General features: G+C 73.5%; 11 protein-coding genes and 1 riboswitch. Of the genes, 6 read left to right on the top strand and 5 right to left on the bottom strand.

All coding sequences use genetic code 11. The features are described 5' to 3' along the window. On the top strand, positions 1 to 2244 hold the full coding sequence (locus tag P5G50_RS16695) for an acyltransferase family protein (protein WP_301212196.1): 2244 nt from the start codon (positions 1 to 3) through the stop codon (positions 2242 to 2244). Between the two features lie 1265 nt (positions 2245 to 3509). On the opposite strand, the gene P5G50_RS16690 is transcribed toward P5G50_RS16695, so the two are convergent. Continuing rightward, entirely contained in the window at positions 3510 to 4520 is a 1011-nt protein-coding gene (locus tag P5G50_RS16690; protein WP_301212195.1) for a nucleotidyltransferase family protein, read from the bottom strand. Between the two features lie 39 nt (positions 4521 to 4559). Next, positions 4560 to 6623, bottom strand: a complete 2064-nt coding sequence (locus tag P5G50_RS16685; RefSeq protein WP_301212194.1) for a tyrosine-protein kinase domain-containing protein — start codon at positions 6621 to 6623, stop codon at positions 4560 to 4562. 134 nt (positions 6624 to 6757) lie between these two features. Here P5G50_RS16685 and P5G50_RS16680 point away from each other — a divergent pair, with 134 nt between their 5' ends. After that, on the top strand, positions 6758 to 7048 hold the full coding sequence (locus P5G50_RS16680; RefSeq protein WP_301212193.1) for a PqqD family protein: 291 nt from the start codon (positions 6758 to 6760) through the stop codon (positions 7046 to 7048). A gap of 53 nt (positions 7049 to 7101) precedes the next feature. Then, complete coding sequence (locus tag P5G50_RS16675) at positions 7102 to 8403, top strand: UDP-glucose dehydrogenase family protein (RefSeq protein ID WP_301212192.1); 1302 nt, start codon at positions 7102 to 7104, stop codon at positions 8401 to 8403. Between the two features lie 22 nt (positions 8404 to 8425). Here the strand turns inward: P5G50_RS16675 and P5G50_RS16670 are convergent, their stop codons facing one another. Then, the gene (locus P5G50_RS16670) at positions 8426 to 9943 is read right to left on the bottom strand and encodes a beta-N-acetylhexosaminidase (protein ID WP_301212191.1); all 1518 of its coding nucleotides are present in this window, start codon (positions 9941 to 9943) and stop codon (positions 8426 to 8428) included. A 125-nt stretch (positions 9944 to 10068) separates the two neighbouring features. Continuing rightward, a riboswitch (ZMP/ZTP riboswitch) is annotated at positions 10069 to 10165 on the top strand. Between the two features lie 33 nt (positions 10166 to 10198). On the opposite strand from P5G50_RS16670, the gene glyA reads away from it, so the two are divergent. The 3 genes from glyA to P5G50_RS16655 all read left to right on the top strand — a co-directional run bounded on the left by glyA (position 10199) and on the right by P5G50_RS16655 (position 13030). After that, complete coding sequence (glyA, locus tag P5G50_RS16665) at positions 10199 to 11536, top strand: serine hydroxymethyltransferase (protein ID WP_301212189.1); 1338 nt, start codon at positions 10199 to 10201, stop codon at positions 11534 to 11536. Positions 11537 to 11651: 115 nt separating this feature from the next. After that, complete coding sequence (locus P5G50_RS16660; protein ID WP_301212188.1) at positions 11652 to 12533, top strand: bifunctional methylenetetrahydrofolate dehydrogenase/methenyltetrahydrofolate cyclohydrolase; 882 nt, start codon at positions 11652 to 11654, stop codon at positions 12531 to 12533. Beyond that, on the top strand, positions 12530 to 13030 hold the full coding sequence (locus P5G50_RS16655; RefSeq protein WP_301212187.1) for a YbaK/EbsC family protein: 501 nt from the start codon (positions 12530 to 12532) through the stop codon (positions 13028 to 13030). Before P5G50_RS16660 ends, P5G50_RS16655 begins: the two co-directional genes overlap by 4 nt. A gap of 26 nt (positions 13031 to 13056) precedes the next feature. Here the strand turns inward: P5G50_RS16655 and P5G50_RS16650 are convergent, their stop codons facing one another. Both P5G50_RS16650 and P5G50_RS16645 read right to left on the bottom strand, forming a co-directional pair. Then, complete coding sequence (locus tag P5G50_RS16650; protein WP_301212186.1) at positions 13057 to 13578, bottom strand: gamma carbonic anhydrase family protein; 522 nt, start codon at positions 13576 to 13578, stop codon at positions 13057 to 13059. A gap of 33 nt (positions 13579 to 13611) precedes the next feature. Continuing rightward, a complete protein-coding gene (locus P5G50_RS16645; RefSeq protein ID WP_301212185.1) occupies positions 13612 to 14406 on the bottom strand; it encodes an MBL fold metallo-hydrolase in 795 nt (264 codons plus the stop codon). Between the last annotated feature and the right edge of the window lie 37 nt (positions 14407 to 14443).

Below are 14443 nucleotides of genomic sequence, written 5' to 3'. Positions count from 1 at the left end.
GTGGCTCGCGTGCAGGAGGCCGTGGCGGCCCGGACGTCGGCGGACGCCGGCCCGAGCCGGCCCGTCGAGCGACCCCGCTTCCGGCCCGATCTCGAGGGCTTGCGGGCGCTGGCGGTGCTGCTCGTCGTGGCGAACCACGCGGTCGGCTGGCCGAGCGGCGGCTTCGTCGGCGTCGATGTGTTCTTCGTCCTCTCGGGGTACCTGATCACGCGGGGCCTGCTCCACCAGCAGGAGCGGGACGGTCGTGTCGGCCTCGCGCGCTTCTTCGTGCGCCGCGTCGCCCGCCTGCTGCCCGCCGCCGTGGTGGTCGTCGCGGTCACGGCGTCCGCATGCCTCCTGCTGTTCTTCCCGATCACCTCGGTGCCACTGCTGTTCGACGGTGCGGCCGCTCTTCTCTCGGTCGAGAACTGGGCGCTGATCCGCCAGGGCGCCGACTACCTCGACCCCGCGGGCGCCGTGTCGCCGTTCCAGCACTTCTGGTCGCTCTCGGTGGAGGAGCAGTTCTACGCCACCTGGCCCTGGCTGCTGGTGCTCGCCTGGGCCGTTGCGCTGCGTGCGGGACGGTGGGGCGGTTCGGCCCGGCGCGTCGTCGCGACGTGCGCCGCGGTGGCGGTCGTCGTCTCGTTCACTCTGTCGGTGGCGCTGACGGAGCGCACCGCGGCAGCGGCGTACTTCCTGCCCGTCACCCGGGCGTGGGAGCTCGGAGGCGGCGCGCTCCTTGCCGCTGCAGGAGCCGCCTGCGTCGCGCGACTGCGTCTCGGGGTGCGGCCGCTGCTCGTCACGGGCCTCCGCTGGACCGGAATCGGCATGATCGCGCTCGCCGCTGTGATGTACTCGCCGGCGACGCCGTTCCCCGGGGCGGCCGCGGGCCTGCCGGTGCTGGGCGCGATGCTGGTGGTGCTGGCCGGGGAGGTGCCAGGCGCCCCTGCCTCTGCGCTGACGCTTCGACCCGTGCGCTGGGTCGGTCGGATCTCCTACTCCCTGTACCTCTGGCACGCGCCCCTTCTGCTGCTTCTACCGGTCGCCCTGCGCGGCGTCGCCGGACCGGACCACGGCGACGATCTCCTGGTGACCGGGGTCGCGCTCCTTCTCGCGGGCCTCCTCGCCGCCGCCACCTACCGTTTCGTCGAGGCGCCCGCGCGGCGAGCGCGCGTGTGGGAGACGCTGCGCCGGCGTCTCCGTGTCCCCGGGTCGCCGAGGTGGACCCGAATCGCGGGCGTCGGGGTGACCGCCGTCGCCGTTGTGGCGCTGTCCGTGGTGCAGTGGCGGGGGCCTGTTCCCGAGGCGCGCGGGGCGGAGCCTCTTGCGCGGCCCGAAGCCGTGGCCTCCACCGCTCAGTTGCAGGACCGCCTGCAGAAGGCGGTGCGCGGTACCGACTGGAGAGGCTATGACCGCCAGCTCTCGGCCGGCGCGCTGACCGGAGCGGCCGAGATGGCCTGCATGCGTGATCCGCTCGACGGCTCCGACGGCGGCTCGGCACCGCCGTTCAGCTGGACGACCCTTCCCGTGTGCCTGCCCGATCCGGCCGCACCCCGACGGGCCGTCGTGATCGGGGACTCGATCGCCATGAGCTACGTGCCGGCGGTGCGGGAGGCGCTCGACGACGGCTGGGGCATCGCGGCGGTCGGCCTGCAGAGCTGCCCGTCCGCGCTCGTGCGGGTCGGGGAGGCGCGCGGGCGTCCCGGCTACGCCGACGCCTGCCGACGCAGCCGCGAACAGGATCTGCAGGCCGTCGCTCGCATGAAGCCAGACCTCGTCGTGCTGGCCAGCGCCGAGAGCGGAATGCGCCGGCTCGCCAGCGGCGCCACCGGACGGGAAGCCGCGGCGGAATGGCAGCGTGGCCTCGAGAAGAGCCTCGAGCGCCTGGCGGGCACCCGCGCACGCATCGTCGTGCTGGAGAACCCGCCGGAGACGACATCGCCGGTCGACTGCGCCGCGCGCACCTCCACCCCGGCCGCGTGCGTCCGACCGGTGAGCGCGGCGTGGACGCTGAAGTCGGATGCGGAACGACGTGCCGTCTCCGAGGCCGCTGCCCGCGGTACCGACGTGACCCTGGTGGACACGCTGCCGTGGTTCTGCGTCGACGGCGGCTGCCCGGTCGGAGACGGGAGGCTCATCGCCCGCATCGACCACGGGCATCTGACGGCCGACTACGCGCGCATGCTCGGTCCGCTGCTGCGATCGGCGCTCGCCGAGCCTGCGGAGCCCGGAGACGCCGCCGCGCTCACGAGGGCGGAGCGATGACCGGCGTGGCGCTCGTCGTGGCCGCCGCGTGCGCCGTCGCGGCGGTGCTCGCCGTGCTGGCTGCTCCCGCACGGCTCGTGCGCGGGCTGGCGCTCGGGCTCGCCTTCGTGCTGTGCGCCTTCTCGGTCAACGACACCGCGGGCAAGACCCTGTACCTGCCGACGATGGCGCTCGCCATCGTGCTGCTCGCGCTGTCCGTCATCCGCACCAGGACGGGCCCCTCCGACCTCCGCTTGCTCCAGACGCTGCTGGTCGCCTGGTGGGCTCTGCTGCTGATCAGCTCGGTCGTCATGGGCGGGTACTCGCTGCTCGGGCTCCTCGCGTACGGCACCACCGCGCTGCTCGCCGGGCATGTCGCGCTCCGGCTCGACGCGGACGCGATCAGGCTCTTCGTCCGGATCGTGCTGCTGCTGCTCGTGGCGGAGGTCGGACTCGCCATCGCCGAGGCGCTGCTCGACCTGACGCCCGTGTGGGGTTATCGCGGCTCCGCGCGCGACAACCCCTTCCTCGACGGCGATCTGCAGCGCTCGCAGGGCACCTTCGGGCACCCCATCGTCTTCGGCTGGTTCGCCGCCGTGGCCGCTGTGCTGGTCTGGTGCGACGCCGCGCGGCTGCAGGGTATGCGGGGCGGCGGACTGCTCCGGATCGTCATGCTCGCGGTGGCGGCGACCGGGCTGCTGCTCTCTGGCACGCGGAGCGCCGCGCTCGCGGCGCTCGCCGGCGTGCTCGTGCACCTGATCACCAGGCCAGGGCTCACCCGCTGGATCCGCAATCTCCTGCTCCTGGGCGGAGTGGGCGCGCTCGCCGTCCTGCTGGGCGCGGGCGGGACCATCCGGTCGCTCGCGGACGACCTGCTCGACTCCGGGTCGTGGCTGCAGCGGCTGGGCAACCTGCAGGGCGTTCCGGCCCTCCTCGCGCGCCCGCCGCTCGAGCTGCTGTTCGGGCAGGGGTGGGGGCGCGACGGGGACCTGTTCGCGAAGGGCTACCTGACCAGCCGGTTCCACCTCCACGTCGTCGATGACATGTACGTGGAGGCGCTCGGAACCGTCGGCCTCGTCGGGCTGGTGGTCCTGCTCCTGGGCATCCTCGTGGCGCTGGTCAGGGCGGACCGCGCCGGGCGCGCGGTCATCGTCGTCGTGCTGTCGATGATGTTCTCGTTCGACACGATGGTGTGGCTGTTCACCGGGATCGCCTCCACGGTGCTGCTGTCGCTGCCGCGGTTGAAGCCCGTGGCCGGGGAGGAGGCTGCTCCGAGCGCAGCGGCGTCAGCGGTCGGTGGGGCCGAGAGCGGTGTCGCCGACGCGCGGGCGATCGATCATGAGCCCGAGAACGGCGAGCGGGAGCAGCGTGAGCCCACGGAAGATGCGGCGCAGGTACAGGCCGGCGGTGCGCACGCCGGTGCGTCGGACTGAGTCCCGGTTCTTGTAGAGGTCGTCGAGGGAGGGGCGCAGCCAGCGCCCGATCAAGCGGACGCGCTGCGACCAGGTCGCCCGGTGCAGCTGGAGGGCGCGTCGCTCGTGCGGGCGCTCGGAGGAGGCGATGAGGCTCCACTCGTCCTCGGCCGCGGAGGGTGGGGCAGTCAGGATGGTCTCGCGGCGGTCGGCGTCGCGCACGCGCTCCAGGACGTCCGGGCGGGCCAGCAGCGGGCGCAGGGGCCCGACAGCGCCGAGGTCGCGCGCGGCGTCGATGACGGCATGCACATCGATGGCATGCACGTCGACGCGGTGCGCGTCCACGCGGTCGAACGCTGCCACGAGCTGCTCCAGTTCGGCGGCGTGACGGCCGACGGCCGGGCTGCGCAGGCAGTGCAGGCCGACGAGGACCGCATGGGCAGCGGGGAGCGGAGCCAGCACCTCGACGCCGTCGACCAGCTGCGGCCGGCTGAGGCGGCGGACCAGCTCGTAGGCGGAACCCGGAGCAGGGGGGAGGCCCAGGTAGCGGTAGTGGATGTCGAGGTCGATCGGCCATCCCTCGCGGAACAGCGTGACGGCGTGCGAAGGGAAAAGGAGCTCGTCGTGGTCGCGCGCGCGGAGCCTCCAGCCCTGGGCCTGCAGGCGCGCGATGATCGCGTCCAGAGCGTGCGGGGGGACGAGCACGTCGAGGTCGCCCGCCTCCCGGTGCGGGCGCAGACCGTGCGCGGACGCGACCGCACCCTTGATCACGATCGGCTCCACACCGATGCCGGCGCAGACATCGGCCACCAGGGCATGCGCGAGCCGCCAGGAGGCGTCGCGGCCGGCGGGGCGCGTGGCAGCAGGTGCGTGCGGGGCGGTCACAGGGCTGTCATGGGTGGTCACGAGGCGGTGACAGGGTGGTCAGCGTCGGGCCGAGCGGCGGCCGTGCGCCGTTGGCACGCCGGCGTAGACGGGGGTGGGTACCGCCGCGGGGTCGGCCCGGGCGAGGACGGGGTCGGACTCGACGGCGGCAGCCGCTCCATCCACGACGGGCGCCGGGCCGGTGGGGACGTCGGACGTCAGGCGGTCGACCTCCGGCTCTTCGGAGGCGGGGTCTTCGGAGGCGGGTGCGACGGAGGCGGGCTCTTCGGAGGCGGGTGCGGCGGAGGCGGGCTCGTACGCGGGCGGCTCGGGTGCGGTGTGCTCGTCGACGGTGGGCACGTGTGCGGTCCGCTCGTGTGCGGCGGGTCCGTGTGCGGTGTGCTCGTCCGTGGGGTTCCCCTGCGCGGCTGCGCCGTACGCGGTGTGCTCGTGGGTGGCGTACTCCCGGGGTGCCGCGTCCTGCGCGGCGGGCTCGGGCGCGGCAGGTGCGAGCGGTCCGGGGTCCTGGTGGGCGGCTTCCTGCGCGATGGGCCCGGCAGGAGGCTCCTGCATGGTCGGCACCTGTGCTGTCGCGGTGTCAGCGGCCCGCTGGCCCGCTTCGGGTGCGGCCCCACCGGCCCCGCCGCGCGCATCCCCATCCCTTCCGTCGGTCAGGGGCGCCGGGGACGTGTAGCCGTACCCGTACTCGCTGCCGTAGTAGCCGTACGAGATGGCGTCGGAGCCGCGGCGGGGGACGCGGTTCAGCACGACGCCGGTGAGGCGGCCGCCGGCGTGCTGGAGGCTCTTGAGGGCCTTGCCGAGCTGGTCCACCTTGGTGCGGCGGGCATCGACGACGAGGAGGACGCCGTCGACCGAGCGGGAGAGCACGGCGGCGTCCGTCACCGGGAGCAGCGGAGGGGCGTCCACGATGACGAGTGCGAGCTCCGAGAGGGCGACGAGCAGCTCGCGCATGGTGCGCGAGCCGAGCAGCTCGCTCGGGTTCGGCGGCGTGCGGCCGGCCGCGAGGACGCGCAGGTTGGGGGAGAGGCCGGGGTCCTGCAGCACGTCGCGGAGCGCCACCCGCCCGGCGAGCACATCCGAGAGGCCGGCGGTGTCGGGGAGGCCGAAGGTCGCGACCTGGTTCGGGCGGCGCATGTCGGCGTCCACGACGACGACCGGCTGGCCCGAGCGCGCGATGGTGGTCGCCAGGTTCGACGCGAGCGTCGACTTGCCCTCGCCGGGGAGCGAGGAGGTCACGAGCAGCACGCGCGGCGGCTCGTCCACGTCGACGTACGAGAGGTTCGTGCGCAGCTCGCGCAGCGCCTCCATCGTCCCGATCGTGGGGCCGGTCACCGGCCGGCTGCCGTCCTCGAGGATGCGGGAGCGGCGGGTCAGGTCGTCGGTGAGCGGGATGGTGCCCACGACGGGCACCCCGAACGCGGACTCGATCACGTCGGCCGACCGGACGCCGCGGTCGAGCTGGTGCCGGGTGAGGGCGTACAGGGCCGCGAGGAACAGGCCGACGACGAACGCGAGGGCGAGGGTCACCGGCACGTTGGGGGAGGAGGGCGCCGGGTTCAGCGGCGCGCTCGCCAGGGTGGAGAACCGCGTGACGCCCGCTCCGCCGCCCGCGGCGGCGTCGGCGGAGCCGTCCGGGCTCTCCAGCTGGGCGATGCGGGTGCCGAGCGCGGCGATCCACGCGTTCGCGATGCGCTGGGCGTCCTCCGGGGTGTCGGCGTCGGCCGTGATGCGGATGATCGCGGTGTCGGTCGGCTGCTGCGCCGAGACCGACGCGGCCAGCGCGCCGGGCGACATCGGCAGCTTCAACTGCTCGATGACCAGCTTCGCCACCTCGATGGAGGCGGCCTGCTGCACGTAGGAGGCGGCGCGGGACTTGGCGAGCGAGTCGCCCTCGTACGCCGAGTTGAGGTCGTCGCCCGCCTGCGACTGCACCAGCCCGGCGGCCGTCGAGCTGTAGACGCGCGGCTGGGCGACGGTCCACGCCGCCGCGGCGAGGACGGCGACCAGGACCAGGCTCAGCATGCCTGCTGCGTAGCGGCGCGTGATGCGCAGGTACTCGCGTAGGCTCAGGGCCCGGGGCTGGTCGGGCTCGCGGTGCGGCATCGGGAGGGGCTCCTTCGGGTGGCACGGGTCGAGTACGCAACTCTGCCAGGGCCAGCGTGTGCCCCATTCGGGGGGTCTCGATCAGATCCCGGCGGCCTGGCCGGAGGACGGCCGCGAAGCATCGGAGGGACACCATGGCGGGAGGCGGCGACGGGCGGGTGCGCGTCTCCGACCGCGTCGTGGCCACCCACGACGGCGACCGCATCGTCGTGGTCAACCTGGACACCTCCGACCTCATCGCCCTCGACGGCACCGCCCGCTACCTCTGGGAGGCGATCGGCGCGCGGGAGGGCGGAGCGACGGTCGACGACCTGGTCGCCGCCGTGACCGCGGACTTCGGAGTCGAGCCCGGCGAGGCGCTGGCCGACGTGGAGGCGTTCCTCGCGGCGCTCGCCCAGGCGGGCCTCACCGTTTCCGCAGGATAGTGCTCGGTAGTCTGTCTGCTGCTGCCCCACACCCTCTCCCCAAGGACACCTGCATGAGACTCTCTGTGATCGGCTGCGGCTACCTCGGCGCCGTGCACGCCGCCGCGATGGCGGACCTCGGCCACGACGTGGTCGGGATCGACGTGGACGAGGCCAAGGTGCAGTCGCTCTCGGCCGGGCGCGCGCCGTTCCACGAGCCGGGACTGCCGGAGGTGCTGGAGGCGGGGCTCGCCTCCGGCCGGCTCCGTTTCAGCACCGACATGGCCGATGCCGCAGACGCGGATGTGCACTTCATCGCGGTCGGCACCCCCCAGACCGCGGGCAGCGATGCGGCCGACCTGACCTATCTGGAGGCGGCCGTCGCCTCCCTCCTGCCGCACCTCAAGCCCGGCGCGCTGGTCGCGGGCAAGAGCACGGTGCCGGTCGGGACCGCGGAGCGCCTCGCCGAGCGCATCGAGGCCGCGGCCGAGGGGGCGGAGCTCGCGTGGAACCCCGAGTTCCTGCGCGAGGGCTTCGCCGTGAAGGACACGCTGCACCCGGACCGGTTCGTGTACGGGGTGCGCTCGCAGCGCGCCGCCGACCTCCTCGACGACGTCTACCGCCAGGCCATCGACGCCGGGACGCCGCGCATCGTCACGGACTACGCGACCGCCGAGCTGGTCAAGACGGCGGCGAACGCCTTCCTCGCAACCAAGATCAGCTTCATCAACGTCATGTCCCAGGTCGCCGACGCGACGGGCGCCGACGTGACCGTGCTCGCCGACGCGATCGGCCACGACGCGCGCATCGGCCGCCGCTTCCTCAACGCCGGCCTCGGCTTCGGGGGCGGCTGCCTGCCGAAGGACATCCGCGCGTTCGCGGCGCGTGGCGAGCAGCTGGGCCTCGCCGACTCCTTCGCCTTCCTGCGCGAGGTCGACGCGGTCAACCTGCGCCAGCGCGAGCGGCTCGTGGCGGCGGCGGTGGAGGCCCTCGGCGGCTCCGTCACCGGCGCCAGGATCGCGCTGCTCGGCGTGACCTTCAAGCCCGACTCGGACGATGTGCGCGACTCCCCGGCCCTCGACGTGGCCGAGCGGCTGCACGAGCTGGGGGCCGAGGTCGTCGCGACGGACCCGTACGGCCTGCCGAACGCGCTCCGGCGCTTCCCGGCCCTGGTGACCGCGTCGTCGACCGAGGACGCGGTGCGCGGCGCCGACCTCGTGGTGCTCGCCACCGAGTGGCGCGAGTACCGCGACCTGGACCCGGCCGCGACCGCAGTGCTCGCCCGGCACGCGCGCATCATCGACGGGCGGAACGTGCTCGACCCGGCGGCGTGGCGCGCGGCGGGCTGGGAGTACCGGGGGCTCGGCCGGCGCTGAGGGGTCGGCCGGCGCTGACGGTTCAGCTCGCCTCGGGCACCGGGTCCGGCCACGGAACGCCGGGCAGGCGTCGGTAGACCGTCCCGGCGGCGTCCCAGTGCGCGGCGAGCTCCGCGAGGCGGCCGGCGAACTCGTCGAGGTCGCGGGCCGTCTCCACGTCCACCGTGTCGGCGGGAGCCGGCGACCAGCCGATCTCGGCGATGGCGGCGAGGCGCGGGAACACCATCAGCTCGACCTCCTCGATCGTCGACACGGTCTCGGTCCAGAGCGGCGCCTCCACACCGAGGATGTGCGCGTCGGCGAGACCGGGAACGACGCGGGCCGGGTCCCACACCAGAGCGCTGCGGAGCGTGGTCCGCCGCCCGGTCCAGGCGAGGCCGGGGTGCTCGCCCTCGGCGGTGACGATGTCGAGGTAGGCGGCGTCGGCCGGGGAGACGATCACGGCGCCGCCCTGGCGCACGAACGAGAGCGCCTCCTGGGCGGAGGTGCCGCGCGGGGTCACGAAGTCCCAGTACTGCCCGATTGTTCCGGGCGCCAGGTCGTCGCTGCGGCCGAGCTCGTGCCAGCCGACGGCGGTCTTGCCCGCCGTGGCCACCTCCTTCGTCGCAAAGGCGACGAAGCGCAGATAGTCGTCGTGCGGGGTGGCGAGGCATTCGTCGGCGCCGAGGTGCAGGTACGGGCCCGGGGTCAGCGCCGCCACCTCCCGCACGACCTCGCGCACGAACCGCTCGGTCGCCGGGTGGCCGACGAGCAGGCTGCTGAACCCGACATCGGTGCCGGTGTACGGCTCGGGCGCGACGCCGTCGGGCGTGAGTTCGGGGCAGGCGACCAGGGCCGCGTTGACGTGCCCGGGCATGTCGAGCTCCGGCACCACGGTGACGTGACGCTCGGCCGCGTAGGCGACCAGGTCGCGGTACTGCTCCTGCGTGTAGAAACCGCCGGGTGCGCCTCCGACCGCCGTCCGGCCGCCCACCGCGGTCAGCTCGGGACGGGAGAGGATCTCGATGCGCCAGCCCTGGTCGTCGGTGAGGTGCAGGTGGAGGTGGTTCACCTTCAGCAGGACGATCGCGTCGATGAAGCGCTTGACCTCCTCCACGCCGAAGAAGTGGCGGGCCACGTCGAGCATCGCACCGCGGTAGGCGTACCGCGGGTGATCCTCCACGCGGACGGGGGAGACGGTGAACGGGTCCTCCCTGCAGTCCGCCGGCACCAGCTGACGCAGGGTCTGCACGCCGCGGAACGCGCCGGCCGCGGTCGCTGCGCCGATGCGCACGCCTCCGGCGTCGACCTCGAGCGTGTAGCCCTCCGCCCGGTGCTCGGCCGGCACCTCGTGGTCGGCGATGACGATGGCGATGTCGCCGAACGCGGGAGGCTCCTGCACCACGTCCGGACGGCGACCGCAGTCGGCCGCGAGCTCTGCGGCGAGGAGCCCGGCGACGTCGGCCGCACCGGCTCCCGCGACGCTGATGCGGGCCGTGTCGGACAGGAGGAAGGGTGCTCCGGCGGTGTGCTCGATCAGCGCGGGACGGGGGACGACCACGGCGGCTCCTAACGCGACAGGGGGAGGCGACCCGCGCTGCCCCCGCCCGCTCCGGCCGAGAGCGAGTATCGCAGGAGTCCTTACGAACGGGCAAGGGTTCCGCATCCACGACGCTTTGCTATGCTGGCCTGCGTCGCGACTGGCGCTCAGATGGTCACCATCGGGGAGCGACACGGTACCTCGAAACACGGGTGGATTCGGCCGCGCGCCTGGGTCGATACGAACACAGTCCATCCCTGTCCGAAGGAGCCGATCATGTCCGACATCAACCAGACGGCCATCTCCCCGACGTTCACCGCGCCGCTCGCGGAGGTCGATCCCGAGATCGCCGAGGTGCTGCAGCTGGAGCTGGGCCGCCAGCGCGACTACCTCGAGATGATCGCGTCCGAGAACTTCGTGCCGCGCGCCGTGCTCGAGGCGGTCGGCTCGGTGCTGACCAACAAGTACGCCGAGGGCTACCCTGGCCGCCGCTACTACGGCGGCTGCGAGTACGTCGACATCGCCGAGCAGCTGGCGATCGACCGGGCGAAGAGCCTGTTCGGCGCCGAGTACGCCAACGTCCAGCCGCACTCCGGCGCCTCCGCCAACGCGGCCGTACTGTCCGCGATCGCGACGCCCGGCGACACCATCCTGGGCCTGGAGCTCGCCCACGGCGGCCACCTGACCCACGGCATGAAGCTCAACTTCTCGGGCAAGCTCTACAACGCCGTGTCGTACGGCGTCGACCCCGAGACGTTCGTCGTCGACATGGACGTCGTCCGCGACAAGGCGCGCGAGCACAAGCCGCAGGTCATCATCGCCGGCTGGTCGGCGTACCCGCGTCAGCTCGACTTCGCCGCGTTCCGCGAGATCGCGGACGAGGTCGGCGCCAAGCTCTGGGTCGACATGGCCCACTTCGCCGGGCTCGTGGCCGCGGGCCTCCACCCGAACCCCGTCCCCTTCGCGGACGTCGTCAGCTCGACCGTGCACAAGACGATCGGCGGCCCGCGCTCGGGCTTCATCGTCAGCCGCGACACCGAGCTCGCCAAGAAGCTCAACTCGAACGTCTTCCCCGGCCAGCAGGGCGGCCCGCTCATGCACGTGATCGCCGCGAAGGCGACCGCGTTCAAGCTCGCTGCGACCGACGAGTTCAAGGACCGCCAGGAGCGCACGATCCGCGGTGCGAAGCTTCTCGCCGACCGGCTCACCGCCGAGGACTCGCGCGCGGCGGGCGTCGACGTGCTCACCGGCGGCACGGACGTGCACCTGGTGCTCGCCGACCTCCGCACCTCGGAGCTCGACGGCAAGCAGGCCGAGGACGTGCTGCACGAGGTCGGCATCACGGTCAACCGCAACGCGGTGCCGTTCGACCCGCGCCCGCCGATGGTGACCTCCGGCCTCCGCATCGGCACGCCCGCGCTCGCGACCCGCGGCTTCGGCGACACCGAGTTCACCGAGGTGGCCGACATCATCGCGCTCGCGCTGCGTCCGGGTGCCGACACGAAGGCCCTGCGCGCCCGCGTCGACGCGCTGACGGCGGCCTTCCCGCTCTACCCGGGCCTGAACCCGTCGGGCCAGGAGGGCTTCCCGGTCGAGCTCCCGTCCTCGATCTGACCACACCACTCGAGTCCGCAGAGAGTAGCCGTCGAGTACGCGCGAAATCGCGGAGAAACAGCCGAGTACGCGGAGAATCTGCGTACTCGGCCGTTGCATCCAGAAGGAGAGACACGTGACGGCACAGGTTTTGGACGGTAAGGCGACCGCGGCGGCGATCAAGGCGGAGCTGAAGGAGCGCGTGGCGCGGCTGCGCGAGCAGGGGGTCGTGCCGGGGCTCGGCACCATCCTCGTGGGCGACGACCCCGGGTCGCAGTGGTACGTCGCCGGCAAGCACCGGGACTGCGCGGAGGTGGGCATCGCCTCCATCCGCCGTGACCTGCCCGCCGACATCTCGCAGGCCGAGCTGGAGGCGGTGGTCGAGGAGCTCAACGCCGACCCCGACTGCACCGGCTTCATCGTGCAGCTCCCGCTGCCCGGGCACCTCGACACCGACGCGATCCTGGAGCTGGTGGACCCGGCGAAGGACGCCGACGGCCTCCACCCGACGAACCTCGGCCGCCTGGTGCTGAACGTCAGCCGCCCGATCACCACGCCGCTGCCCTGCACGCCGCGCGGTGTGATCGAGCTGATGCAGCGCCACGGCGTCGACCTGAACGGCAAGCACGTCGTGGTCGTCGGCCGCGGTGTCACCGTCGGCCGTCCGATCGGCTCGCTGCTGACCCGCCGCGAGATCAACGCGACGGTGACCCTGACGCACACCGGCACGGTCGACCTCGACGAGCACCTGAGGCGCGCCGACGTCATCGTCGCGGCGGCGGGCGTGGCCGGGCTGGTCACCGCCGGCAACGTGAAGCCGGGCGCGATCGTGCTCGACGTGGGCGTCAGCCGCGTCGAGGACCCGGTGACCGGAAAGAGCCGCGTCGCCGGCGATGTCGCGCCCGAGGTCGCGGAGGTCGCGGCGTGGGTGTCGCCGAACCCGGGCGGCGTCGGCCCGATGACCAGGGCGCTCCTGCTGCAGAACGTGGTGGAGGCGGCGGAGCGGTCGCTCGCATGAGCGCCGCCGACGACGCCACCCGGTCGCACCCCGCGGTCGAGCGCGTCGAGACCGCGCTGCTGGCGGCGGGCATCGAGCCGCGCGTGCGCTGGTTCGAGACGGCGACGCCGACCGCCGTCGCGGCCGCCGCGGAGTTGGGCGTGGAGGTCGGCGCGATCGCCAACTCGCTCGTGTTCACGATCGATGGCGAGCCGTTGCTCGTGATGACCTCCGGTGCGCACAGAGTCGACACGGCGTTCCTCGGGGAGCGGCTCGGCGGCCGAATCCGCCGCGCCGACGCCGAGACGGTGAAGGCGGCGACCGGGCAGACGATCGGCGGCGTCGCGCCGGTCGGGCACCCGGCCCCGCTGCGCACGGTGGTGGATGTGGCGCTCGCCGGCTACCCGGAGGTCTGGGCCGCGGCGGGGCACGCGCACACGGTGTTCCCGACGACCTTCGACGAGCTGGTGCGGATCACGCGCGGGGAGCCGGGGCCGGTCGAGCCGGGCGAAGGCTAGACAGCCCGTCGGCGACCCGCTGCGCGCTATTCCGTGGTCGCGGCGCGGTGCGCCTCCACGTGGCCGAGATAGGCCTCGGCGTTGTGGAGGAGGCCGGCGCGCTCCTCGTCGGTGAGCTCGCGGCGCACCTTGCCGGGCACGCCGGCGACGAGCGACCCGGGTGGGATCACCGCCCCTTCGAGCACGACGGTGCCGGCCGCGAGCAGCGAGCCGGCGCCGACGACCGCGCCGTTGAGCACGGTGGCGTGCATGCCGACCAGGGCGCCGTCTTCGATGGTGCAGCCGTGCAGCACGGCGTTGTGGCCGACCGAGACGTCCGCGCCGATGGTCAGCGGGAAGCCCGCATCGACGTGGCACGAGACGTTGTCCTGGAGGTTGCTGCGGGCTCCCACCGTGATGGTGTCGGCCTCGGCGCGCAGGACGGCGTTGTACCAGACGCTCGCGCCCGCGGAGAGGCGCACCCGGCCGGCGAGCACGGCGCCGGGGGCGACGAAGGCGTCGTCCGCGAGGGAGGGGGAGGAGCCGTCGGGGAGGGTCACGAGCGTCATGCCCGCCAGCCTAGCCACCGCCCCTCGGGAGCGTCAGCGGGGGTCGTGGACGACGATGAAGCGCTTGCGGGCCACGCGGCCGTCGGGGGAGGCGGGGAGCTCGTCCAGCGCCGACAGGATGCGCTCCAGGATGCGCGGCGAGAGCGCCAGCTCCGGCTCGTCGGGCTGGTCCAGCGTCCCGGGCGGGTAGGCGACGCGGGGAACGCCCGCCATCTCGATGTGGGCGCCGCGGAGCTCGCGCACGGGTGCCGGAGCGGCCTCCCGGAACCGGATCAGCCGCTCGATCGTCGCGCGGTACGGGACGATGTCGCGGACGTACAGGTGGCCGGGCAGCACGGTGTCGCCGGTGAACAGGATCCCGGTCGCCCGATCGAAGAAGGCCACCGCCGATGGCTCGTGGCCCGGCCCGCCGATCACGTCGATGGGGCGCTGGCCGAGGTCGAGGGTCACGACCTCGTCGGGCCAGCGCTGGAAGCCGAAGAACGCGATGACCTGCGCGGGCGTGGTGCCCACCACGGTCGCGCCCGGCCGCGGGCGCAGCAGCGCGTCTCCGGCGATGTGGTCGCCGTGCGCGTGCGTGTGCGCGACGATCAGCGGATACGGGCGCGTGAACACCGCCGGGTTGCGGCGCAGCCACTGGTCGGTCAGCCTGGTCACTGTCGCCGCGAGCGGGAACACCGTCTCGTCGGTCGTCGCTCCCGTGTCGAGCAGCAGCGAGCGCTCGCGACCGAACAGCAGGAACAGGAACGGCGCCTCCCAGTGCGACGCCTTCGGCTGCCGCAGCTGGACGGTGTTCGCGTCGAGCCAGGTGATCTCGGGGTCGGTCATCACGGCCATTCTGGAACGGCCCGGTGTCCGGGAGGTG

This window comes from Leifsonia williamsii (assembly GCF_030433685.1).
GTDB classification, from domain to species: domain Bacteria; phylum Actinomycetota; class Actinomycetes; order Actinomycetales; family Microbacteriaceae; genus Leifsonia; species Leifsonia williamsii.
This window is presented reverse-complemented; position numbering and strand designations above follow the sequence as displayed.

Bases quoted from the DNA above. Each gene is read 5' to 3' on its own strand.
- P5G50_RS16675 (WP_301212192.1), top strand. From the start codon at position 7,102: ATGAGACTCTCTGTGATCGGCTGCGGCTACCTCGGCGCCGTGCACGCC.
- P5G50_RS16650 (WP_301212186.1), bottom strand. From the start codon at position 13,578: ATGACGCTCGTGACCCTCCCCGACGGCTCCTCCCCCTCCCTCGCGGAC.
- P5G50_RS16645 (WP_301212185.1), bottom strand. From the start codon at position 14,406: ATGACCGACCCCGAGATCACCTGGCTCGACGCGAACACCGTCCAGCTG.
- P5G50_RS16685 (WP_301212194.1), bottom strand. From the start codon at position 6,623: ATGCCGCACCGCGAGCCCGACCAGCCCCGGGCCCTGAGCCTACGCGAG.
- glyA (WP_301212189.1), top strand. From the start codon at position 10,199: ATGTCCGACATCAACCAGACGGCCATCTCCCCGACGTTCACCGCGCCG.
- P5G50_RS16680 (WP_301212193.1), top strand. From the start codon at position 6,758: ATGGCGGGAGGCGGCGACGGGCGGGTGCGCGTCTCCGACCGCGTCGTG.
- P5G50_RS16655 (WP_301212187.1), top strand. From the start codon at position 12,530: ATGAGCGCCGCCGACGACGCCACCCGGTCGCACCCCGCGGTCGAGCGC.